At 53.0% G+C, this 23,050-nt stretch carries 22 protein-coding genes; 19 read left to right on the top strand and 3 right to left on the bottom strand.

What is annotated here, in order from left to right; genetic code table 11:
* Positions 1-53 precede the first annotated feature (53 nt).
* The 11 genes from ruvC (at position 54) to HZS80_RS02830 (ending at position 8,816) form a co-directional block, all read left to right on the top strand.
* Positions 54-617 carry a crossover junction endodeoxyribonuclease RuvC gene (ruvC, locus tag HZS80_RS02880; protein WP_179915210.1) on the top strand — a complete coding sequence of 188 codons (564 nt, stop codon included), beginning with the start codon at positions 54-56 and terminating at the stop codon, positions 615-617.
* A gap of 103 nt (positions 618-720) precedes the next feature.
* Complete coding sequence (ruvA, locus tag HZS80_RS02875) at positions 721-1,329, top strand: Holliday junction branch migration protein RuvA (protein WP_179915125.1); 609 nt, start codon at positions 721-723, stop codon at positions 1,327-1,329.
* Positions 1,330-1,397: 68 nt separating this feature from the next.
* Complete coding sequence (gene ruvB / locus HZS80_RS02870) at positions 1,398-2,435, top strand: Holliday junction branch migration DNA helicase RuvB (RefSeq protein ID WP_179915124.1); 1,038 nt, start codon at positions 1,398-1,400, stop codon at positions 2,433-2,435.
* On the top strand, positions 2,432-2,845 hold the full coding sequence (ybgC, locus tag HZS80_RS02865; RefSeq protein ID WP_035558250.1) for a tol-pal system-associated acyl-CoA thioesterase: 414 nt from the start codon (positions 2,432-2,434) through the stop codon (positions 2,843-2,845). Before ruvB ends, ybgC begins: the two co-directional genes overlap by 4 nt.
* 58 nt (positions 2,846-2,903) lie before the next feature.
* Positions 2,904-3,599 (top strand): protein TolQ, encoded by a 696-nt coding sequence (tolQ, locus tag HZS80_RS02860; protein WP_008957981.1) that lies wholly within the window; start codon positions 2,904-2,906, stop codon positions 3,597-3,599.
* A gap of 11 nt (positions 3,600-3,610) precedes the next feature.
* Positions 3,611-4,048 (top strand): protein TolR, encoded by a 438-nt coding sequence (gene tolR / locus HZS80_RS02855; RefSeq protein ID WP_035558246.1) that lies wholly within the window; start codon positions 3,611-3,613, stop codon positions 4,046-4,048.
* 13 nt (positions 4,049-4,061) lie between these two features.
* A complete protein-coding gene (gene tolA / locus HZS80_RS02850) occupies positions 4,062-5,228 on the top strand; it encodes a cell envelope integrity protein TolA (RefSeq protein ID WP_179915123.1) in 1,167 nt (388 codons plus the stop codon).
* Complete coding sequence (tolB, locus tag HZS80_RS02845) at positions 5,228-6,514, top strand: Tol-Pal system beta propeller repeat protein TolB (protein WP_179915122.1); 1,287 nt, start codon at positions 5,228-5,230, stop codon at positions 6,512-6,514. Before tolA ends, tolB begins: the two co-directional genes overlap by 1 nt.
* A gap of 54 nt (positions 6,515-6,568) precedes the next feature.
* Positions 6,569-7,114 (top strand): peptidoglycan-associated lipoprotein Pal, encoded by a 546-nt coding sequence (gene pal / locus HZS80_RS02840; protein WP_179915121.1) that lies wholly within the window; start codon positions 6,569-6,571, stop codon positions 7,112-7,114.
* Between the two features lie 95 nt (positions 7,115-7,209).
* The gene (gene ybgF, locus HZS80_RS02835; protein ID WP_179915120.1) at positions 7,210-8,010 is read left to right on the top strand and encodes a tol-pal system protein YbgF; all 801 of its coding nucleotides are present in this window, start codon (positions 7,210-7,212) and stop codon (positions 8,008-8,010) included.
* Between the two features lie 44 nt (positions 8,011-8,054).
* Positions 8,055-8,816: a YciK family oxidoreductase gene (locus tag HZS80_RS02830; protein ID WP_179915119.1), complete on the top strand. Its 762-nt coding sequence runs from the start codon at positions 8,055-8,057 to the stop codon at positions 8,814-8,816.
* Positions 8,817-8,864: 48 nt separating this feature from the next.
* On the opposite strand, the gene HZS80_RS02825 is transcribed toward HZS80_RS02830, so the two are convergent.
* Together HZS80_RS02825 and ubiG are read right to left on the bottom strand one after the other, a co-directional pair.
* Positions 8,865-9,533: an HAD-IA family hydrolase gene (locus tag HZS80_RS02825; protein ID WP_035558232.1), complete on the bottom strand. Its 669-nt coding sequence runs from the start codon at positions 9,531-9,533 to the stop codon at positions 8,865-8,867.
* Positions 9,534-10,277: a bifunctional 2-polyprenyl-6-hydroxyphenol methylase/3-demethylubiquinol 3-O-methyltransferase UbiG gene (gene ubiG, locus HZS80_RS02820; protein ID WP_179915118.1), complete on the bottom strand. Its 744-nt coding sequence runs from the start codon at positions 10,275-10,277 to the stop codon at positions 9,534-9,536.
* Between the two features lie 172 nt (positions 10,278-10,449).
* Between ubiG and galU the strand changes: the two genes are divergently transcribed.
* The 7 genes from galU to HZS80_RS02785 all read left to right on the top strand — a co-directional run bounded on the left by galU (position 10,450) and on the right by HZS80_RS02785 (position 20,704).
* Positions 10,450-11,340, top strand: a complete 891-nt coding sequence (gene galU, locus HZS80_RS02815; protein WP_035558225.1) for a UTP--glucose-1-phosphate uridylyltransferase GalU — start codon at positions 10,450-10,452, stop codon at positions 11,338-11,340.
* 3 nt (positions 11,341-11,343) lie between these two features.
* Positions 11,344-12,636, top strand: a complete 1,293-nt coding sequence (locus HZS80_RS02810) for a nucleotide sugar dehydrogenase (RefSeq protein WP_035558222.1) — start codon at positions 11,344-11,346, stop codon at positions 12,634-12,636.
* A 9-nt stretch (positions 12,637-12,645) separates the two neighbouring features.
* A complete protein-coding gene (locus HZS80_RS02805; RefSeq protein ID WP_179915117.1) occupies positions 12,646-13,467 on the top strand; it encodes a GumC domain-containing protein in 822 nt (273 codons plus the stop codon).
* 114 nt (positions 13,468-13,581) lie between these two features.
* A complete protein-coding gene (gene tamA, locus HZS80_RS02800; RefSeq protein WP_179915116.1) occupies positions 13,582-15,435 on the top strand; it encodes an autotransporter assembly complex protein TamA in 1,854 nt (617 codons plus the stop codon).
* A 9-nt stretch (positions 15,436-15,444) separates the two neighbouring features.
* Positions 15,445-19,488, top strand: a complete 4,044-nt coding sequence (tamB, locus tag HZS80_RS02795; RefSeq protein ID WP_179915115.1) for an autotransporter assembly complex protein TamB — start codon at positions 15,445-15,447, stop codon at positions 19,486-19,488.
* A gap of 11 nt (positions 19,489-19,499) precedes the next feature.
* Entirely contained in the window at positions 19,500-20,126 is a 627-nt protein-coding gene (gene msrA / locus HZS80_RS02790; protein WP_035558213.1) for a peptide-methionine (S)-S-oxide reductase MsrA, read from the top strand.
* Between the two features lie 47 nt (positions 20,127-20,173).
* Positions 20,174-20,704 (top strand): c-type cytochrome, encoded by a 531-nt coding sequence (locus HZS80_RS02785; protein ID WP_179915114.1) that lies wholly within the window; start codon positions 20,174-20,176, stop codon positions 20,702-20,704.
* A 27-nt stretch (positions 20,705-20,731) separates the two neighbouring features.
* Here the strand turns inward: HZS80_RS02785 and can are convergent, their stop codons facing one another.
* A complete protein-coding gene (gene can, locus HZS80_RS02780; protein WP_176302125.1) occupies positions 20,732-21,379 on the bottom strand; it encodes a carbonate dehydratase in 648 nt (215 codons plus the stop codon).
* Between the two features lie 186 nt (positions 21,380-21,565).
* Here can and gorA point away from each other — a divergent pair, with 186 nt between their 5' ends.
* Positions 21,566-22,948 (top strand): glutathione-disulfide reductase, encoded by a 1,383-nt coding sequence (gene gorA, locus HZS80_RS02775; protein ID WP_179915113.1) that lies wholly within the window; start codon positions 21,566-21,568, stop codon positions 22,946-22,948.
* Positions 22,949-23,050 lie beyond the last annotated feature (102 nt).

Genomic DNA, 23,050 nt, shown 5'->3' with positions numbered 1-23,050 from the left:
CCGACGCCCCGGCGTCGGTGTTTTTGTATATAGCCACCACGAGTTTCGATGACATGGATGAAAAAAAGCCTGCCAGCACGATCCGTATCCTGGGCATCGATCCTGGATCGCGAATCACAGGTTATGGGGTAATCGATGTGGTCGGTGTGAAGCCCTGCTACGTGGCGAGTGGCTGTATCCGTACCGCGGAAGGGGCTCTAGAGCAGCGTTTGGCGCAGATTTATGCGGGTCTTAGCGAAGTGGTCGGTTTGCATTGCCCGGATCAAGTCGCCATCGAGCGGGTGTTTATGGCCAAAAATCCTGATTCCGCACTAAAGCTAGGTCAAGCACGAGGAGCGGCCCTGGTTTGCATGGCCAATCATGGGTTAAGCCTAGCCGAGTATGCCGCGCGTCAAATCAAGCAGTCAGTCACTGGCCAAGGAGGAGCGGATAAAGAGCAGGTGCAGCATATGGTGACCGCTATTCTGCAGCTTTCCGCCACACCTCAGGCCGATGCCGCGGATGCATTAGCCATTGCGCTAACGCATGCTTATAACGCTCATGCCTATAACAGTAGCGACTCGCCTGCGTCGCCAGTACGGGGTCGCCGCCGCTCCACGGGCCGCTGGCGACTTTAATTCCTTGCTGTGTTGGTGAACTACTGGTCACCTGTACAGAGTCGCTTTATAGTAAACGTTTGTTTTTCACTCTCTTGTTATTCACCCCAGTGTGAGCGATTTTATGATTGGACGTCTGAGTGGCCAGTTATTGGCAAAGCAACCTCCTTGGATAGTGATCGACGTACATGGCGTAGGCTATGAGCTGGAAACGTCAATGAATACCCTGGTGGCACTTCCCGCCGTCGGCGAAAATGCCTCTCTGTTCACCCACCTCACTATTCGTGACGACGCCCATCTGCTGTATGGTTTCGGCAGAGAGCATGAGCGCGCCTTATTTCGAGCCTTGATTAAGGTCAATGGTGTAGGGCCTAAGCTTGCTTTAGCGATTTTATCGGGGATGGATGAAGACGCCTTTATGCGCTGCGTGCGTGACGATGACAGTAAAGCACTGACAACCCTGCCAGGTGTGGGTAAGAAAACCGCTGAGCGGCTGATTATTGAAATGCGCGATCGCTTCCCTGAGTGGGAAGACGGTAGCAATGCGTTACTGCCTCTTGAGGCCGCTAGTGGTCGAGCATCTTCTCGCGATAGCCTTGCCGATGCAGAAGCGGCGTTAGTCAGCTTGGGCTATAAACTCACTGAAGCAGCCAAAATGCTTGCCGATATCGACCCCAATCAGTCAACCGAGTCGCTGATTAAGGCTGCCCTGACTCAACGTATGAGCGGCTAAGTGGATGGCTTTGACTGCGTTAGACGTGGGTAAAGATTGCATTTGAATCGTCATAAAGAAGAGCCTCTATGCTAGAACACGACCGGCTGATCGCCGCTGAACCTGAACAAGGCGAGGGGCGCATTGACTACGCTATTCGCCCTAAGCGGTTGGATGACTATATTGGCCAGCCGCGTGTGCGTGAACAGCTGGAAATTTTTATCGGCGCCGCAAGGCTGCGCGAAGAGAGCCTGGATCATACCCTGGTATTTGGCCCCCCTGGGCTAGGTAAAACGACGCTCGCGCATATTATTGCCACCGAAATGGGGGTCGGCATGAAGTCGACTTCCGGCCCGGTACTAGAGCGGGCGGGGGACCTCGCCGCCATGCTGACGAATCTAGAGCCTGGCGACGTACTTTTTATCGATGAGATTCATCGTCTTTCGCCGGTGGTCGAAGAAGTGCTATACCCCGCCATGGAAGATTTCCAGCTGGATATCATGATTGGCGAGGGCCCGGCCGCGCGCTCTATCAAGCTGGACTTGCCCCGTTTTACCCTGGTGGGCGCGACCACCCGAGCAGGGTTGCTGACCTCACCGCTGCGCGACCGCTTCGGTATTGTTCAGCGGCTTGAGTTTTATAACCTCGAAGAGCTGACCGAAATTGTGTCGCGATCGGCTCGCCTAATGGGCGTTAAGACCAGTCATGAAGGGGCAGTTGAGGTGGCCAAGCGCTCACGTGGAACGCCGCGAATTGCCAACCGGCTATTGCGTCGAGTGCGTGATTACGCCGAAATGAAAGGTGACGGCGTTGTCGATGTCGCCATGGCTGATGCCGCGCTTAATATGCTCAACGTTGATCATCATGGATTGGATCACATGGACCGCCGGTTATTGCTGGCAATGATCGAAAAATTCGATGGTGGCCCTGTGGGCATTGATTCACTTGCCGCTGCCATTAGTGAAGAGCGCGACACCATTGAAGATGTGATCGAGCCGTATCTTATTCAACAAGGCTTGATTATGCGCACGCCGCGTGGCCGTGTCGTTACCCGCCAAGCGTGGCTGCACTTTGAGCGAGTACCCCATGAACAGGAAACCGATATGGAAGGGGAGCGCCGTCCGTGAGCGCTAGTAAGCAAAAAGGATATCGCCTGCCGCTGCGCGTTTATATGGAAGATACTGACGCAGGCGGCATTGTCTACTACGTTAACTACTTGAAGTTTATGGAACGTGCACGGAGTGAATGGCTGCGCCATTTAGGCCTTAATCAGCAAACGCTGCTAGACGAAGGTACACAGCTAGTGGTATACCGCTTGGCCTGTCACTATGCGAAACCAGCTCGTCTGGATGACGCATTGGAAATCAGTGCCCATGTTACGGAGATTGGGCGTTGTCGCATGACATTTGACCAGCAAGTTTGGCGTAATGAGGAACTCCTCTGCTCTGCCACAGTCGAGATAGCCTGCTTGAGCGTCGAACGTATGCGACCTAAAGCATGGCCAGCATCGCTTAATATTTTGATACGGGCCTCTTAACCAAGAGGTCACTCACTGCGTCGGCAATACCGACCCTAATAGATTGATGAGGGCACCTGTGAACGATAACACCATGTCCATTCCCCACTTAATAATGAATGCCAGCACCGTGGTGCAGCTGGTGATGTTGCTACTGTTGGTGGGGTCAATCCTCTCTTGGGTGGTGATTTTTCAGCGTAGTATTGCAATGCGTCGAGCCAAGCAAGAGTACAACCAGTTTGAGGAGTCTTTTTGGTCGGGTGTCGACTTAAATGAACTCTATCGTGAAATCCCCGCTGATGACCCACGCCATGGTGCCGAGCATATTTTTCAAGCAGGGTTTCGCGAATTTAACCGCTTAATGCCTAAAACCCGTGATGCGGATACTGTATTGGAAGGCGTACAACGCAGTATGCGCGTTGCTTGGTCGCGTGAAGAAGATCGTCTAACCCAACACTTGGTGTTTCTGGCGACGGTTGCTTCTGCCAGCCCTTATATCGGCCTTTTCGGTACCGTATGGGGCATCATGGGGTCATTCCAAGCGCTGTCACTGACCCAGCAGGCGACGCTCGCAACGGTTGCTCCCTGGATTGCTGAAGCATTGATAGCAACAGCCATGGGTCTGTTTGCGGCTATCCCGGCGGTCATTTTTTATAACCGCTTGTCCAATACATCTTCTCGCTTACTCGGTAAATATGAGGATTTTGCCGAGGAGTTCCACGCTATCCTGCACCGTAATTTACAAGGTCGTGATGGCAAGCCAAGCGCGAGTTAAGGGAGACAGCCATGCAAGGACCTTTCAATCGCAGTGGTAAAGGCAAGCCAATGGCGGAGATCAATGTGGTCCCTTTCATTGACGTCATGTTGGTACTGCTCGTTGTGTTTATGATTACGGCGCCCATGTTAACCCAGGGCGTACAAGTTGAATTGCCGCAAGTTACCTCTCAGCCTATAGAGACGCAGGAAGATAATGACCCCATTGTCATTTCGGTTGATAGCGAGGGTGCATATTTCATCACGTTGGGAGAAGACTCTAACTCTGTCTCTTTGGATGAGATGGCCGCGCGGGTAACCACGATCTTAGAGCGAAGTCCCGGCACGCCAGTAATGGTGCGTGGTGACCGCAATGTGGCCTATGGACAAATTGTTGTCTTGATGAGCACGTTACAAGGTGCTGGTGTGGCTAACGTGGGGCTGCTTTCTGAGCCGCCGCAAGATGGGTAAGGGCCGCGCGCGCATGACAGTAAATTCACCGCGTGATCCTCAAGATGTCGACTATAAGTGGCCGACTGTTCTGGCGATAGCTGTGCACATTTCGATTGTCGTGTTTAGCTTAATCAGTTTGCCGACCCGCAACGCGGAGCCCGATAGCTCTTCGATTGTTCAGGCAACGCTGGTGAGTACGAAAACGTTTACCGATCAGGCACAGCAGGCAACGGAACAACAGGCGGCGATGAATGCACCGGCTGAAGCGCCTACTGAGCCCGATGCACCAGAAGAGCCGTCGGCCAGTGAACAGCAAGCCGCCGCCGAACAGCAAGCGGCCGAAGAAGCTGCCCGACAGGCAGCCGAAGAGGAGGCGCAAGCATTAGAAGCCGCGCGAGAGGCAGCTGAAGCAGAGGCCGAACGCCGGGCTCAAGAAGTGGAAGAGCAGGCTGAGCAACAAGCCGCTGAAGCTGCCGAACGCAAGGCCGAGGCGGAAGCCGCTGCTGAGCGTCAACGTGAAGTCGAAGAGGCGCGGCGTCAGCAAGAGGCTGCCGAGCAGCAACGCCAGGAAGAGGCCGAAGCCGAACGTGCGCGTGAAGCGGCAGAGCAGCAGCGCCGTGAAGAGGAAGAGGCCGAACGTGAACGTGAAGCAGCAGAGCAGCAGCGCCAGGAAGAAGCAGAAGCCGAACGTCAGCGTGAAGCAGAAGAAGAGCAGCTTCGTGAAGAGGAGGCGGCTCAGCGAGCGCGAGAGGCGGAAACTCAGCGTCAACGTGAAGCAGAAGAGCAGCAGCGGCGCGAAGCCGAAGCAGAGCGCCAACGCCAGGCTGCAGAAGCCGCAGAGGAGGCCATGCAGCGACAGCTGGCGGGTGAAGCAGAAGCCGCGGCCAATGCTCAGCAGGCCGAGCAGGCAGCCAATAGCTTTATCAATATTGTCCGTCGCGCTGTTGAGCAGGCGTGGTTGATTCCTGCCGGTGCAAGTGATTCGATGAGTGCTACCCTACAAGTGAGGCTAGGACCGTCTGGAGAAGTATTGGCAACATCGATCGTGACATCCAGCGGCGATAGTGCTTTTGACCGGTCTGTGATGCAGGCCGTGGAACATGCTGCACCGTTTGGTGAATTGCGAGATTTACCAGCCGATCAGCAGCGTAATTTACGTCAGTTTAATCTGCGATTTACCCCGGGGGATGTTCGCTGATGCAAAGCTTGAGCAAAGTGTGGTTGTTCTGTGTGCTGCTGCTAGTCAGCAGTGTAGCGAGTGCCAATTTAACCATTGAAATCACGCGAGGCAGCGATCAAGCACTGCCTATTGGCGTAGTACCGTTCGCAGGTTCAGACGGGATGCCCGAAGATGTTGCGCAGATTGTCCAGGATGATCTTGACCGTAGTGGCTATTTTGATCCGCTAGAGCGTAGCGCGATGTTTGAACAGCCCAATCAATCTGACGATGTTCAATTCGATACTTGGCGTTCATTAGACGTACGCTACTTAGTCGTAGGTAGGGCAGAACAGACCAGCGGCGGTTTTGAAATACAGTTTGAGCTGATGGATATTAGCGGCCAGCGGCGGATGATTGGCGAAACCGTAACGGTGAGAGGTAATGACCTACGCGGTGCCGCTCACTATATTAGTGACCAAATCTTTGAAGCGATTACTGATATTCGTGGTGCGTTTTCAACTAAAATTGCCTATGTCACCGCACAAGGTGTTGGAGACAACATGCAGTTCGGCCTGTACGTTGCCGACGCCGATGGACGTCGCAGTGAGCAGGTATTGACCTCTGACGAACCTATTATGTCGCCCGCATGGTCACCGGATGGCACCAAGCTTGCTTATGTCTCGTTTGAAACTGAGCGCCCAGCTATCTATATTCAGGATGTAGCAACCGGCCAGCGGATAAAAGCAACGTCATTTGATGGTATCAATGGCGCGCCAGCGTGGTCACCAGATGGTCGCCGTATCGCGATGTCTCTCTCCAAAGACGGCCAGCCAGAAATTTATATTATGGATGTGGCTAACCGCTCCGTAGAGCGTATTACCAACAATAACAGCATTGACACTGAGCCCGCTTGGGCACCTGATGGTCGTAGTTTGCTATTTACCTCTGATCGCAGCGGTGGTCCCCAGCTTTACCAGTACTCGATGGGCGGTGGAGAAGCCGAACGCTTGACGTATACAGGTAATTACAATGCCCGTGGACGCTTCTCACCAGACGGGGAACAGATATTCTTGATCCACCGCTCTAGCCGCGGTTACCAAGTGGCAAGACAAGATTTAAGCGGCGATCGCTTAGTAATCTTAAGTGAATCAACAAGAGATGAATCTCCTAGTGTTGCGCCGAACGGGACCATGGTAATCTTCGCTACCCAACAGGGTAACAGTGGGGTGCTAAGTGCTGTTTCTGCCGATGGTCGCTCATCTTTTAGGCTGCCATCAGCACAGGGCGATGTACGTGACCCAGCTTGGTCACCCTTCTTAAATTGATCGACACAACTGATTTACATCGAAATTTTTAGTTTTCAGGCAAGGAGTCTGATTATGCAACTTAAACCGTTGGCTCGCTCATTAGCAGCAGCGCTATCTATCGTGGCAATCGCTGGCTGTTCCAGCACCGGCGGAACCCAGGACGGTGACTCGTACGGTAGCCAGGATGGCAGTACTACCGGTTCCAGCACCTCTGGTACAGGTACGGGAAGTCAATATGGTTCTTCCTCAGGCTCTGGTTCTAGCTCGGGCCAGCAGGCTGATTCGCGTATTCCAGAAGTACGCACCATCTATTTCGATTACGACCGAGATACGATCAAGAGCGAGTATGAGTCTGTCGTAATGTCGCATGCACGCTACTTGCGTGCCAACCCGAGTGCTCAGATGGTTCTGCATGGGCATACGGATGAGCGCGGAACTCGTGAATACAACATGGCGTTGGGTGAGCGTCGTGCTAATGCTGTAGAGCGGTTCCTGAACATTCAGGGTGTCTCTCCTTCACAAATGAGCGTTGTTAGCTATGGTGAAGAGCGTCCGGCCGTTAATGGTCAGGACGAGAGCGCCTACTCGCAGAACCGTCGTGTTGTATTTAACTATTGAGCATTTAATTACTGAGCATTTAACGATTGAATGCTTAACCACTGATGAATTCGGCGTGCGGCTTATCGCACGCCGTTTACGTCTACGGAGTCATTATGAATCACAGTCTCAAGCGTTACGTTGAGAGGCTGTGCGGTGCGGGAGCCTTAGCGCTCCCGCTGTCCGTATTGCCTTTAATGGCCGTCGCTCAACAGCCGCTCGTCCAAGATCTTTCCAACTCTGACGCTTCCAGCAGCAGCTTCTATCAGCAGACGCAGCGTCAGGAAGCTTCCAGCGGTAATCTGGTGTTATTTAACCAGGTACAGGAGCATCAGCAGGAAATCCAACAACTGCGCGGTCAGATTGAAGAGTTGCGCCACCAGTTGGAGCAGCTGCGTCGTCAATCACAGCAGCAGTATCTCGATATTGAAGACCGGCTGATGAGCAGTGGGCCAACGCAGATTGAGCAATCAACCCCAGCGGTTGAACCTGAAGCGGCCGAGGAAGTGGTTAACGCGCCCTCTACTCGCAATGTGAGTGAAGAGGTGCAAGCCGATTACCAAGCGGCCTTTGCGCATGTTCAAGCACGCCGTTTTGAGGAAGCTATCGCGGCGTTTGAAGCCTTTGTCAATGATCATCCTGATTCCAGTTTAACGGCCAATGGCCACTATTGGCTGGGTGAGTTATATTCGGCTGAAGGCAAGTTGGACGCTGCTGACCAAGCGTTTAGCCGCGTTATTGACGAGTATAGCGGTAGCAGCAAAGTACCTGATGCGATCTATAAGTTAGGTTTAGTGAAAGCGCGTCAAGGCGAAGCGGAGCGTAGCCGTGAGTTACTTGAGCGAGTGCGTGACGATTACCCGCAAAGCAGTGCCGCGGGCCTTGCCAGTGATTTTTTACGCCAATCAGCAAGTTAAATTTTGCTCTTTATCGCTTCTAAGAATAGTTTCAAGGAATCAGCATGAGCTGCAAGATCGACTATCAACCAGCGCCCAACCTATTGGAAAATCGCATCGTGTTGGTAACCGGCGCAGGAGACGGGATTGGCCGCGCGGCAGCATTAAGCTATGCGCAGCATGGGGCCACCGTGATTCTATTGGGGCGCACCATTGCCAAATTAGAGCGTGTTTACGACGAAATAGAAGCGGCAGGCGGGCCTCAGCCTGCGATTTTTCCACTCAATTTTGAAGGCGCCACGCTCAAAGATTTTCATGATATGGCCGAAACGCTGGACAAAGAGTTTGGTCGCTTAGATGGTCTGCTACATAACGCGGGTTTGCTAGGCCGGATCACGCCATTTGAGCAATACAATCCTGAACTTTGGCAACAAGTGATGCAGGTTAATATCAATGGCCCTATCTGGATGACTCAAGCACTGTTACCCCTGCTGCAACAGTCTGAAGATGCCTCCATTATCTTCACGTCATCCAGCGTTGGGCGGAAAGGGCGTGCTTACTGGGGGGCTTATTCCGTCTCTAAATTTGCCACTGAAGGCTTTGTCGACGTATTGGCTGATGAGCTGAGTAATCAGTCACATATTCGGGTGAATTCACTTAACCCAGGCGCCACACGCACCCAAATGCGACGTACGGCGTTTCCCGGCGAAGATCCCTTCACACTGCGTACGCCGGAAGAGATTATGCCGACCTACCTGTGGCTAATGGGGCCAGACAGCGCAGGCACCAGCGGGCAAAAGCTAGATGCCCAACCTCCCCGTACATAACCGTTTGTTTTGAAAAACGCGTCGATGCCCGCCCGCCATCATGCTTGTCTAGAGCTTGAACTCGCCTAGGGCATCGACCAGCGCCGCACACTCTTCAAACCAAATATCAGCGGGCCACTGTTGGTAGTCATCCTCTTCGCTGATATAGCCATAGCCAACCGCGACAGCGGTCATACCGGCGGCGGCGGCGGCCTCCATATCACGCACATGGTCACCAATGTACCAGCAATGTTTAGGGTCAACGCCAAGGCGGCGGGCAGCTTCCCAAAGCGGTTCAGGTGCTGGCTTTTTAACGCTGAGATCATCCGCACATAGCAGTGCGCCAGGCTGCAGCAGCAGAGCTTCTAGTAGCGGCAAGGTATAGCGGCGCGGTTTGTTGGTGACAATCCCCCAAGGCCGCTGATCGCCGTGCCACTCTTGTAGCCACACATCAAGCGGCGAGAAAACCCGGCTGTGTACCGCTACGGCTTGCTCATAAGCATCAAGCAGAAACTGGCGTGCTTGATTGTGTCCATCAGCAGAGGCCTCTAAGCCCAGCGCTAGCGTAACCAGCGCACTGCCGCCATTAGAGACTTGGCGGCGAATTACCTCAAAGGGTAGCGGCGCTAACCCATGGTGAGCACGCAGTGCATTGGTCGCTTCTGCCAAATCGGGGGCCGTATCTACCAACGTTCCGTCCAGGTCGAAAAGTATTGCTTGAGGTGCTTGCATCGGCATTTAATCGCTCACCTTACGGCAGTACATCATGTAATTGACTGATACATCATGGCTGACTAAGCGATAGTGACGCGTAAGCGGATTGTACGTCAGCCCTGTCTGTTCACGTACTTCTAAGCCACTGGCACGCGACCAAGCCGCCATTTCAGAAGGGCGAATAAATTTTGCGTAATTGTGTGTCCCCCTAGGCAGCAGTCTAAGTACGTACTCGGCGCCTAAAATGGCGAACGCATATGACTTGGGAGTGCGATTAAGCGTGGAGAAAAATACATACCCCCCCGGGCGAACAAGAGTGCTGCAGGCACGAATGACGGAGGCAGGGTTGGGTACGTGTTCTAGCATCTCCATACAGGTGACAACATCATAAAACCCCGGCTTTTGAACGGCCATGGTTTCCACGCTGATATGCTGATAATCAATCTGAACGCCACGCTCTTCTGCGTGTAGTCGAGCTACCGCCAAAGGCGCTTCACCAAGGTCGATACCGGTAACTGTAGCACCGCGGTTGGCCATGGATTCGCTTAAAATACCGCCGCCGCAGCCTACATCAAGCACCTTTTTACCCGCTAAACCCGCACGTGCATCAATAAAATCAAGACGAAGAGGGTTGATATCGTGAAGCGGTTTAAATTCGCCCTGAGTATCCCACCAGCGGCTAGCAAGTGCTTCAAATTTGGCAACTTCCGCTGCATCGACATTGCCTTGAGTATGATCAGCAGTGCTATCCTGTGGTGTCGCTTGCATATTGTGGCTCCCGTTGTCATAAAGCATTGAGCGATAAACGTTGGCGACTAATGACTGGTAATTGCCTATTCGCACTCGTTATCGCCATTGGCGAGGTGGTATCCACTCACGCCTTCAGTATTATGGACATTCTAACCACTCCTGTGTCGGAACGCATGAAAAGGACCTCTCTATGATTCGTAAAGCTGTACTTCCTGTTGCTGGGTTTGGTACCCGCTGCTTGCCAGCGTCAAAAGCAATTCCCAAGGAGATGATTACGATTGTCGATAGGCCAGTCATTCAGTACGTTGTCGAAGAGGCGATTGCTGCTGGCATTCGCGAAATTGTATTGGTCACCAGCAGCAATAAAAGCGCTATCGAAAATCACTTCGATACCCATGCTGAACTGGAATCTAGCCTCGAAAAAAAGGGCAAGCATGAATTATTGAAGGTGTTACGTGATTTGGTTCCTGATGACGTCAATATCATCAGCATTCGACAGGGCGTTCCGTTAGGGCTTGGACACGCCGTGCTTTGTGCTCGTCCGATCATTGGCGACGACGAACCGTTTGCAGTCCTGCTGCCCGATGTGTTGGTAGATAACAGCGCCAATGCTGCAACCGATTTGGCCGGCATGTTGGCGGCGTTTGATCAACATAAAACAGCGCAGCTGATGGTAGAAGAGGTGGCGTGGGAGCAGGTAGAGAAATATGGCATTGTGGCACCCGCCGGTGATGTGCCCGCGGCAAATGAGTCAGCAGATTTAGCTGGCATGGTGGAAAAACCTAAGCGAGATGCTGCCCCTTCAAATCTAGCGGTAATAGGTCGATATGCGTTACCAGGCAGCATTTTCTCAATACTGGAAAAAACAGCGCCCGGTGCCGGTGGCGAAATTCAGCTGACCGATGCGCTGGAGACGCTGCGCGGACAGTCCGGTGTTCAGGCATATCGCATGCAAGGTATCACCTACGATTGTGGCCATCCATTGGGTTATCTTGAAGCCACGCTCGCCTATGCGCGCCGTCACCCAGAGTTTGGAGAAGCTTTTCAAACCTTGCTATCACGTTACCACCAGGGAGCGTAATGTATGCGGGTGTTACTTTACGGTAGCGAATTAAGTGCAGCGACGGCAGCCGCTGCGTTGGCTTGGGTGGGACATCAGGTTCAGTGGTTGCCCCATGCGGATGCGCCTTGGTCAGCACTGTCACAGGTTGATTGGTTACGCAGCGAACCTCATTTAATGACCCATCTTGAGCAGGGCTTGGCAGAGGGTACGCTGCAGGTCATTGAGCAACTTAAAGATGCTGCTACTCCAGAAGTGATTTGGCTGGGCTTGTCACCTAGTCAACGCTCAGAGGCGAGAGCACTACTTGAGAACCCGTTATTAGCGGATCAGCAAGGCATCGTGCTGATCAATAACTCAACGTTTCCGGTAGGCGAGACCGAACGCCTGCATACGTTAATGGGGGCTCAGCACTCCAGTGTGGCACTGCCCGATACGTTAGAAGAAGGTCGTGCATGGGACTCTTTCACACGCCCAACCCGGCGCTTGCTAGGCTGCGATGATGCGACAGGAGAGCAAGTTACCAGAGAGCTATTACGCGCCTTTAATCGGCGTAGCGAAGTGTTTCAGTGTATGCCTCGCCGCGCTGCGGAGTTAACTAAGCTGGCCATTAACGGCATGTTGGCCACGCGTATCAGTTATATGAATGAAATCGCCGGTTTGGCTGATACTCTAGGCGTGGACGTCGAACATGTCCGCCAGGGGATGGGGGCCGATTCGCGTATCGGGTTTGAGTACCTGTACCCTGGGTGCGGTTTTGGAGGCCCTAACTTTTCCCGCGATTTGATTCGCTTGGCCGATGTGCAACTGCAGAGTGGCCGGTATTCAGCGCTGCTTGAGCAGGTAATGGATATTAACGAACAGAAAAAAGAGACGCTGTTCCGCAAGCTGTGGTCCCATTTTTCCGGCGAAATGGCCGGAAAAACCGTGGCGATTTGGGGAGCTGCGTTCAAGCCCGGCACTGCACGCATTGACCACGCGCCCGTATTAACGCTGCTTGAAGCACTTTGGGCGCAGGGAGTTAAGGTTCAGCTACACGACCCTGCCGCCGTACCAGCTCTCCATGCTCTGGTAGGCGAGCGCGAAGATTTACGCACCTTTACTCATGACCCCTACCAAGCCTGTGAAGGCGCCGATGTACTGATGTTGGTAACGGAATGGAAAACCTATTGGAACCCAGACTGGCATCGGCTGGGCTCGTTATTAAACGCTAAGCTCGTATTAGATGGACGCAATATTTACGATCCTGAATTTGTTGCCAGCTGTGGATTAATGTATCGCGGGATAGGCCGTCGTGCTGACCCGAAGACTCTCTGAGGAACTGTTATGCCAGACGCCACTGCATCCTCTCGTATCGTACCCGATGTGGATCAAAGCTTGTCGGCGCAGCATTTGCGCCACCGAAAGGGGCCTACTTTGTGGCCGCTATGGCTATGCTTGTTATTAATCATTGCCCTATTGGGTGCGGCGGCGGCTGGACTTTGGTACGAACGTGAACGACTGTTAAATGAGTTACATCGGGTAAGCGGCGAAGTGTCCAATGTTCATGCTCGCTTGGATTCGGATGACACCGATGTACAAGATGCGATAACCTTTGTACAAGCTCAGATGTCGACGCTTTTTCAAGAGCAAGAGCAGCTGACCATTGCGCTGACCGATACTCGCGAAGAGTTGTACAGTCTGCTAACAATGAATGAGGACATGGCCTCTAGTGATTCGATCAATTCGTTGCTGCAGCAGCTGAACCAGCTTAATGAGCAAGCAGAGTTGCGCGACAGTCAACTGTTGGCGATGCGGGAATCATTGAATGCCCTGGAACAGGCTGGAACCTCAGGACGGCAAAACTTGATTGAGGAAGTGTCCCACCTTGAGCAACTGACCGAACAACGCCTGTCCGTACTGGATAGTCAGATCAGTAACATTAGTAGTGATTGGGACGAGCAGTTATCAGCGCAAAGAAATGCCATTGAGTCGCGCTTTGATGAGCTGGAGGCTTCTGTTGCTGAGGTTGAAGTGTCACCGGATCAAGATGCTCTGGCGGCATTAGAGCAGGAATGGTCGCAACGATTGAATTCGCTAGAGAGTGATGTTCGACAAGTCCGTCAGGCACAGCTTGCCTTTAGTGCCCAGTTAGAAATGCTACGTTAAAAGGTAGTCAGGATAGTTGTATCGCGTTGATGCGTTCTAGTGCCGAAGAATATTCTATAAGCCTTTGAAATGACTAGATAATGAAGCCGCTGATTTAGGTTAGGATAAAAATGTATGGGAAGACAACGGCGATGGACTTCAGCCACCGGTCGCACAGTGTTGGTAGTGCTACCACTATTTTATGCATCACATGGGGTATGGGCGTTAGAGGCGAGCATCACGGGTGTTTCCGATGAAGTCGAAAGTAATATTCAAGCCTATCTACAGAACGTAGAGGCTGAGCAATACACCGAAGCGCGTTTAGAAGGTGAGGTTCGTCAACGTACTGAAGAAGCCATGCGTGTGTATGGGTATTATGAGCCTGATATTACTTTTGAGCACACCGACAATGAGCTTGTATCGCTTGAGATTGAGCCAGGGCCTCAAATTGAAATTGAAATTTTATCAATTAATGTCGAAGGCGATGCCAGTAACGACCCACCGTTTCAACAAGCAGTAGAAGACTTCCCGCTAGAAGAGGGTGACGCACTGCGGCATGCCCCGTGGGAGCGGCTGCGTGGTCAATTTTCTGGTTTGGCTATCGAGCGCGGTTACTTTGACTGGGGCTTTACGGATCGGCGTATGGAAGTCCGTCCGTATTTACAAAGTGCGCGCCTCTATATGGATTTTGACAGCGGCCCCCGCTACCAGTTTGGAGAGACTTTAATAACGGGTAGCCACATAGAGATCGACCGATTACTCCGTATACAGCCGTTTGAAAGAGGCGATCCCTATCTAGCGCAAACGCTAACTGACTATAACCAATCACTTGCAGAAACCGGCTGGTTTAGCTCAGTGTCAGTGCGGCCGAGACTTGAAACAGCGCAAGAGCTGGTGATTTCTCCGCCTGGTGGTGGAGACGCCTGGTGGAGCGAGGCGACTGCTTCCCAACCAGAGCGCCCACGAGTCACCGGCGCAGCTTTAACCAGTGCACTAAGCATCAATAAGCCCAGTGATACGCAGTTACCTATTGATGTCAGTGTGGAGCCTGCTGATCGCCACCAGTTTGAAGTCGGCATTGGCTACGCTACCGATGTGGGGCCCCGTCTGCGTTTTGGTTGGGAACAACCATGGATCAATCGTTATGGTCATAGTCTTGACCACGACCTCTATTTATCCTCCCCGGAGCAGCGGTTTACCGGGGTATATAACGTTCCGCTAGAAGACCCGCTGCGCGATAGCTACCAGCTGCAATACGGTATCCGTAATATTGACGATAGTGATACCCAATCATTAGAAGGCACCGTTGAAGTGGCTCGTCGCTGGGAGTTTGATAACGATTGGGTTCAAACTCTGTACTTCCGTACTACTTATGAAGACTTCGAACAGGGGGGCGAAGCCGATCAAGTATGGCTGTTTTATCCTGGTATTCAGTGGTCGCGAACCCGGACACGCCCTCAGCGCTTTCCCTTATGGGGCGACCGTCAGCAGCTCTCTTTAGAGTACTCGGATAAGGTTTGGGGGTCTGATGCACAGTTCACACGCGTTACGGCCGATACGGAATGGATTCGCACTATTGGCAATGATAACCGCTTCTTGGCGCGGGTTAGCTTAGGCGCCATCGAAACCAATGACTTTGCCAAAATCCCACCTTCGCTACGCTTTTTTGCCGGTGGCGACCGCAGTGTGCGCGGCTACTCCTATGAAAGCCTTTCGCCACGCAATGAAGAAGGGCGGCTACGGGGCGGCCAACAATTGCTGACCTCAACCCTTGAGTATCAACGGCGTGTCACTGGGGGTTGGTGGGCAGCCACCTTCGTGGACAATGGCGATGCGTTTGATAACTGGGGACCTAACGATTTGAAAACAGGCGCCGGCGCCGGGGTGCGCTGGGTTTCACCGGTCGGACCAATTCGCTTTGATATCGCACATCCTTTTGACCACGAAGACGCTTGGCGTTTGCACTTTTCCATCGGACCGGAATTCTAGGAGAGAGATTTGTCTCAGGTTGAAACAGCGACGTCTGATAAGCGCCAGCGACTATCACCCAAATACCGTACCTGGCTTCTATTATGGAGCTTTTTGCGCCTGATTATCGTATTGCCAATTTGGCTGTTTGGGATTACGGCGCTGCTTGTTGGGGTAGCGTTATCGCCTTGGGGCACTGGTGTATTGCTCTCGCAGGGGGAGCAGCGGGACTTATTCACCTATGCAGGCCATGAAGGTGGGCTGCTTGATCATTTTCTGATCGAAGATTTCCAACTGCAGCTGGGTGAAACCCGTATCACCGTGGATGAATTTGAGCTTGCGTGGGCGGATGACTGCGTCCTGTCGGGCCGGTTATGCATCGACACGCTCCGCGTGGTAGGCGCTAATGTGCGTTTAGGCGCATCGGGCGAACAGGAGCCGCCGCCAGAAGAGGAGGGGTCGCCACTCGCTATTCGTTTTCCCTTCCCGATCGAGTTACGTTCGCTACAGCTTGAAGATGTCAGCCTACGCCTTGCCGACGGCACCGAGGTCGCATGGCGCTCGTTAAGCTCAGCGGCTGTTGCTGAAGGCAATCAAGTGCGACTTGAGCCGACCCACTTGGAGCAACCTCGCCTTTATTTGCCGCCATCGGCAGGCGTGTTACTAACGCAAGCCACTGAAACACCACTTTCTGCTGAGGCTATCGATGCTGCTATATTGCTCCGCGAACCGCAAGACGAGGCCGTACTGGCAGTAGAGTCGCTAGAAGAGCAGTTAGAAACACGAGAACGGTTGGAATTACCTGACATTACCTTGCCGGTGGATATTCAAATACCCGAATTTACGCTTAACGATTTTCGCCTGGAAGGCGCCACTGAGTATCAAGTGGAACGCCTTCAGCTTGGACTGATGACCGAGGGCGACCGCGTTGAGTTAACCGAGCTTGCTGTCGTTACGCCAGACGTCGAGGCTGAATTAACCGCAAAGGCGACTTTAAGCGGCAGTTACCCACTTGAAGCTCGTTTGAACGTAGAACTTTTTTTAGCTGAGAGGTTTCCTGAGCTCGATGGCGAGACCTTGACATTAACGCTGTCTGGTCCACTCGACGCACTTGAAGCACGGCTGGAAGCATCCGGCGCGGTAAACGCGTCGTTATACGGCCAAGTAGACGCGCTAGCCCCCACGCTGCCATTTCAAGTGCAGTTACAAAGTGACCGGGTCCAGTGGCCGCTAGCCGTTGATGAAACGGCGCAAGCCGACGGCGATGGGACCATCAACCCTTATGTGGTCGATGAGCTGGATTTACAGGTGACCGGAAGCCTAAGTGAGTATAGCGCTCAGCTCGCGCTGGCCGCTGAGGGCCCCAGCGTGCCGCGTACCCAGATTAACGTCAGCGGTGAGGGAGACCTTGAACACTTTAGCTGGCAGCCGCTTAACCTGATCGTAGGCGAAAGTTCCCTGCGCAGTGAAGGCACCGTTAGCTGGTTAGCTCCCTTGCAGGTTAATGCGAGTATCCGTTTGGATCAGTTTGACCCTTCCCACTTCGTGGATCAGTTAGACGGCAGTCTGAATGGCGATATTGAGTTTTCCCTGTTCCAGCAAGAGAGCCCGCAAGGTGCCGTGTGGGCTGTCAGTGTACCCAACTTGGCGATTGATGGTGTCCTGCGCGACTACCCCCTAACACTGCAGGCAGCTCTGGACGCCAACAGCAATATGGAGTTGGATATTAAACAGTTGCTGTTTACCCAGGGGGATAACCGTCTGGAAGCGGCAGGCCAAATCAGCGAACAGGCGATGTCGTTAAATGCCGACATTGCGCTACGCCAGCTGCAAACCCTCTCGCCGGATCTGGCGGGCAACATTGTGGGAACGCTGAAGGCTAGCGGTAGCTTTGATCAGCCGCAATTGCTGGCTGACTTACAAGGTGATGGCGTGCGTTTCGGCGAAAATCGCATTGAAAGGCTCACGCTAAATGCCAATGTGCAGGGAATCGATGATCCTGCCCTTGATGTGCAACTGGCTCTACAAAACGTCAATGCCGGTGGCCAAGCGCTGTCTGCCATGAACGTAACTTTAGCCGGGCATCTCTCAGAGCACCGTCTTGAGCTTAATGCCCAGGGTACGGACAACAACGTATTAAGTCGCGCGCAACTCGCCCTTGATGGGCGTTTTGATCAGCCGAATCAATTGTATCAGGCTCGGGTAACGCCACTGGAAATCATTTCCGAAGCGGGCGATATTAGCCTTGAAGCACCTTTGGATCTTCGTTACAACTTGGCGAGCGGTCAGGCGAACCTTTCACCCTTCTGCCTACGCCGTGAGCAGGGCGGTCTGGTTTGTTCTGAAGAGCAAATAAATGCTTCTGCTCAACAGGGCAGCGCCGTGCTTTCATTACGTGAAGTGCCTATGGAAATGCTGGAGCCTTTTTTACCCGAAGAGTGGCAGTTAGAAGGCGACACAACGGCGGATCTTAACGTTAATTGGCGCCAGGGCGGTGCACAGTGGCAGGCAAATCTTCAGGTGCTAAGTGAACTCGCAGTCACTGCCATCAATGATTATGGTCAGCCCGTGCAACTACCAGAAATCAATTTAGACGCCCAGATTGAGGCTAACCAAGCACAAGCGGATGCCAATGTAACGCTGTCCCTTGCCGAGGCAGGCGATCTAAATCTGGATTTATCGATCAATGACCCACTAGGGGCAGGCGAGCTAGATGGGGAGCTGCGTGCAAACGATGTTTCACTGCAACCTTATCGCCCTATGCTCGTCGGGATGGAGCAATTGGAAGGGGATCTGACAGGTAGTGTGCAAATTTCGGGCACTACCGCTCAGCCCGGTTTACAAGGCCAGCTTGGGTTACGTGGTATTCGTGTTAATGGTCCTGATATTCCCGTTGACGTACAAGATGGTGAGTTACTGGTCTCCTTTGACGGTGAGCAGGGCGATATTGACGGTTATCTGGCGGCCGAGCGCGGGCGTTTGGAAATCACCGGTGATGCTTACTGGCCAAGCGGTGACGATTGGCGCATTGGCGTCGATCTAAATGCTGTTCAAGAGCCTATTCTGATCGTATTGCCACAGTTTGGTCGTCTAGAAGCTGCGCCTGATATTCGAGTTCGTGTGACCCCAGAGACACTACAAGTAAGGGGAGATATCAACTTGCCCTGGGCAAGACTTGAAATTGGCGATATGCCGTCGTCGGCCGTTACGCCTAGCGGTGATGAAGTGATTATCACCGAGCGCGACGATCGGCAGGCAGAAATTGAGGCACGGCGTGCTGCTGCCAATGGTGATGAGCCTAGCGCTGCAGATGAACTTGCCGCTACCGGCATGGCCCTTGATGTGCTGGTAACGCTAACGCTGGGCAGTGATATGCAGATATCGGCCTACGGCTTAGAGTCCGGATTGGGAGGCTCGTTAGAAATTCGTCAAGGTGGCGGTGCATTACAGCTATTTGGCGATGTCAATTTAGTTGATGGACGCTTCCAGGCGTTTGGTCAAGACTTGGTCATTCGCCGCGGTGAACTACTGTTTAGCGGCCCCCCCGGGCTACCTACCCTCGACTTTGAGGCCATCCGTAATTCCGATGTCACTGAAGATGACGTTACTGCTGGCCTGCGTGTCACCGGTAGTGCCGAAGCCCCCAATGTACAGATCTTTTCTGAACCAGCGATGAATGAAGCACGTGCACTTTCATATCTACTACGGGGCCGCGCTCCGGATGCCTCTGGCGGTGGGGTGGATAGCGCACTGACCACGGCGTTGATTGGTATGTCGTTAGGACGCACCGGTGGCGCAGTGGGCTCGATTGGCGAGGCTTTCGGCATTGACGACTTAACACTGGATACCACCGGCGCAGGCGATGACAGCCAAGTCGCCGTCAGTGGCCAACTGACCGACGACCTTAGGATTAGTTACGGCGTGGGAATTTTCTCGCCGATTGCAGAACTAACACTACGCTATACGCTGTGGCGTAATCTTTATCTTCAGGCCGTATCGGGTACCAATCAGGCGGTGGACTTGATCTACACCTTTACCCGTTCCGGTGACCCAAAAATCTTACAGCAGCAATGAGTGAGGGCGATATGTCGCTATTTTCTTCTTCAAGTACCAGTCGTGTACTGCCTGGCCGTGATACCCCTATAGAGACCAGCGATGTTCACTCCATCAGCGGGCATTCGTTGCGCCCTCCGTTTCCAGAGGGCCATGAAGAGATTGTGCTGGGGATGGGCTGCTTCTGGGGCGTTGAACGTCTGTTTTGGCAATTGCCCGGCGTCTATGTGACCGCGGCAGGTTATGCCGGCGGTGAAACGCCCAACCCCACCTATGATGAGACCTGCACAGGGCGTACCGGCCACACCGAGGTGGTGAGAGTGGTCTACGATCCTAAGCAGGTCGATCTGGAATCGCTGCTACAGGTGTTCTGGGAACAGCACGATCCTACCCAGGGAAATCGCCAGGGCAACGATATTGGATCGCAGTATCGTTCGGCTATTTTCACCACCAACGAGGCTCAGCAAGCAGCCGCTGAACAAAGCGCGTCCGCATTTCAGCAGGCGCTTGACAAGGCAGGCAAAGGGCAAATCACTACCGAAATAAAACCGCTTGAAGCGTTTTATTATGCAGAGGCTTACCATCAGCAGTATCTCGATAAAAACCCCAATGGCTACTGCGGCTTAAAAGGCACCGGTGTGACGTGTCCGATAGGCTAAAAGCGAGTTTTAACCAAGCCAACCAGCGCATTATAAAGGAAGCCATTATGCAGCAGCGTTATCACCGAAAGCGGGCTTTCAAGCGTAGCGCGATAGGCAGCACTTTGGCGCTGCTGCTGTGTGCGCCGTTATCCTGGGCGAGCGAGGAGGCCACTAGTGAGCTTTCGATGCCTCAAACAGTTGGCGACACTCAGTTCGCCAGCGAGCGTGACGCAGTGATGTGGCGCCAGCAAGAGCTCAAAGATATTGAAAGCCTGGTTCGTCAGCTGCGTTTTGACTTAATTAACAATCAAGATGTAGAGACTGCTGCCCCGCGCTTAACGGAACTCCAAGAGCGTGCGACTGCACAGCAGCTACTGCCTTCCTTTATTGCAGGTACGCATGGCGGGGGTTCTGAGGCGCGCGCCTCTATTTGGGAAGAGTGGAATGAGTTTGCCGCTGGCTTTACTGATCTTGAGGATAAAATCACTCAGTTGGTTGAGGTTGCCGAACAGGGGGATACCCGTAACACGGCGCGAGCACTTTCAGAGGTAGGTGCTAGCTGCAAGAGCTGCCATCGCGCCTACCGCTACGACTAGCGTCTCAGTAGGCGCTAAAAGAGAGACTTAATCGCCTGATTGTATGCGGTCAATGCGGTAAAGCGTTTCCACTTGCTCTAAGCCACTGATGGTGCAATTCAGGTCTTTAACGCGACCATCACTTAAACCGTAAACCCAGCCATGTACCGAGATTTGCTGCCCGCGCTGCCAGGCGCGCTGCAAAATCTTGGTACGGCACAAGCTATTCACCTGCGCTTTAACGTTGAGCTCGCACATACGGTCAATTTGGTCTTCCAGAGGAAGATGGTCTAGCGAATCACGGTGACGGTTGTACTGTTCGCGAACCGAATGTAGCCAATAATCGACCACACCGCATTCGCCACCCATCATGGCGGCCTTAATACCCCCACAACCATAGTGTCCAACAATCATAATATGGCTGACTTTAAGCACATCCACCGCGTACTGAACCACTGACAGGGCATTCATATCCGTATGGTGGAGCAGGTTCGCTACATTGCGATGAACGAAGACTTCCCCAGGCGGCAGCGCAATAATTTGATTGGCGGGCACACGGCTATCCGAACAGCCAATCCATAAATAGTCTGGGTTTTGCTGACTCGAAAGCCGTTTAAAGTAGTCGGGGTCCTCTTCGCACATGCGCTCAGCCCAGGCACGATTGTTATCGAGTAGCGTCGCAATAGAGTCAGACATAGAGTCTCCAGCAAGATTAAATAGAGTTAAGTCGCTGATCGAGAAGCGGAATAATAAATCTTAGTAAGTATAAGGGATTGAACAGTATAAAATAGCAGCAAATGGTTTTAACCTCCCCCGACAGTCAGGTCAATATCCTTGTTCGGCCGTCAGGGGTAGGAATATTTAACTTCACAGGAGCAAACGATGGCAGACGTTTCCGAATACGAATATGACCTCCTGGTGATTGGTGCAGGCTCCGGCGGCGTACGTGCTGCGCGTATGGCAGCCGCCACCGGTGCCAAAGTGGCGATTGCCGAAGACCGATACCTGGGCGGTACCTGTGTCAACGTTGGCTGTGTGCCCAAAAAACTTTACTCATACGCCGCCCATTTTCAAGATAGCTTTGATGACTCGGCCGGTTTTGGCTGGCGGTTGCCTGGCCCTGCAAGCTTTGACTGGGCGACGCTGCGAGATAATAAAATAAGCGAAATCAAACGGCTAAACGGTATTTATCAGCGGATGCTGGAGGGTGCCGGGGTAACGCTCTTTAATGCACGGGCTCGGCTGGCTGATGCGAATACGGTGACGTTGAGCGGAGAGCATGGCGATATTTCGATAAGCGCAGAAAAAATCCTGGTGGCCACGGGCGGGTGGCCATGGGTGCCCGATTTTCCGGGTAGTGAATATGCGCTGGACTCCAACCAGATCTTTGATCTTGATACGTTTCCCAAACGCTTTCTAGTTTTGGGTGGTGGTTACATCGCAGTCGAGTTCTCCAGTATTTTCAACGGGCTTGGCAGTGAGACACACCTTATCTACCGTGGCGAACTGTTCTTGAAAGGATTTGATCAACAGGTTCGTGAATTCACCTGTGCCGAAATGGAAAGAAAGGGGGTCAATCTTCACTTCAACACCAATATTGAGCGTATTGAAGCCACCCAGAATGCCTACAACGTTCATCTCACCGATGGGCAGGTAATGGAAGTCGATGTGGTACTGGCGGCAACTGGGCGCAAAGCTAATATCAAAGACCTGGGTCTGGAGGCGCTGGGTATTAACCTGGATGAGCAGGGCAAGATCCCTGTCAACGAGCGTTTTGAAACGGCGCAACCGTCGATTCTTGCGCTAGGCGACTTAATCGCCGGCCCAGAACTGACGCCAGTGGCTTTGGCAGAAGCGATGCAGCTGGTGGATGTCCACTTTGCCGATACCGTTCCCCAGCCGCTCGATTACACCACGATTCCAACCGCTGTTTTTTGTCACCCTAACATCGGTACGGTAGGGCTCTCCGAAGAGGCGGCTCGTGAAAAATTCACCAATATCCGCGTTTATAGCACCAATTTTCGGGCTATGAAGCACACTTTGTCGGGTAGCCAAGAGCGCACCTTAATAAAATTGGTGGTAGACGATGCCACTGATGTGGTGGTCGGGGCTCATATGGTGGGCGACGACGCAGGTGAAATCATTCAGGGTATAGCTATCGCGGTAAGGGCAGGCCTTACCAAGTATGACTTTGACCGCACTGTGGGTATCCACCCAACGGGAGCAGAGGAGTTCGTCACCATGCGTACGCTCACGCGTACTTGATCCGTTGCTTATGTTGCCTTGCGACGAGCGCTGGATGCCCGTGAAGACATCGCCTGTGAAGACTGATTTAGGTGTGCCCATTGGCACGCCTTTTTTTGTCGG

It is taken from the genome of Vreelandella glaciei (genome assembly GCF_013415125.1).
Lineage (GTDB): Bacteria > Pseudomonadota > Gammaproteobacteria > Pseudomonadales > Halomonadaceae > Vreelandella > Vreelandella glaciei.
The sequence above is the reverse complement of the archived record's forward strand: the minus strand, read 5'-3'. Positions and strand labels throughout refer to the sequence as shown.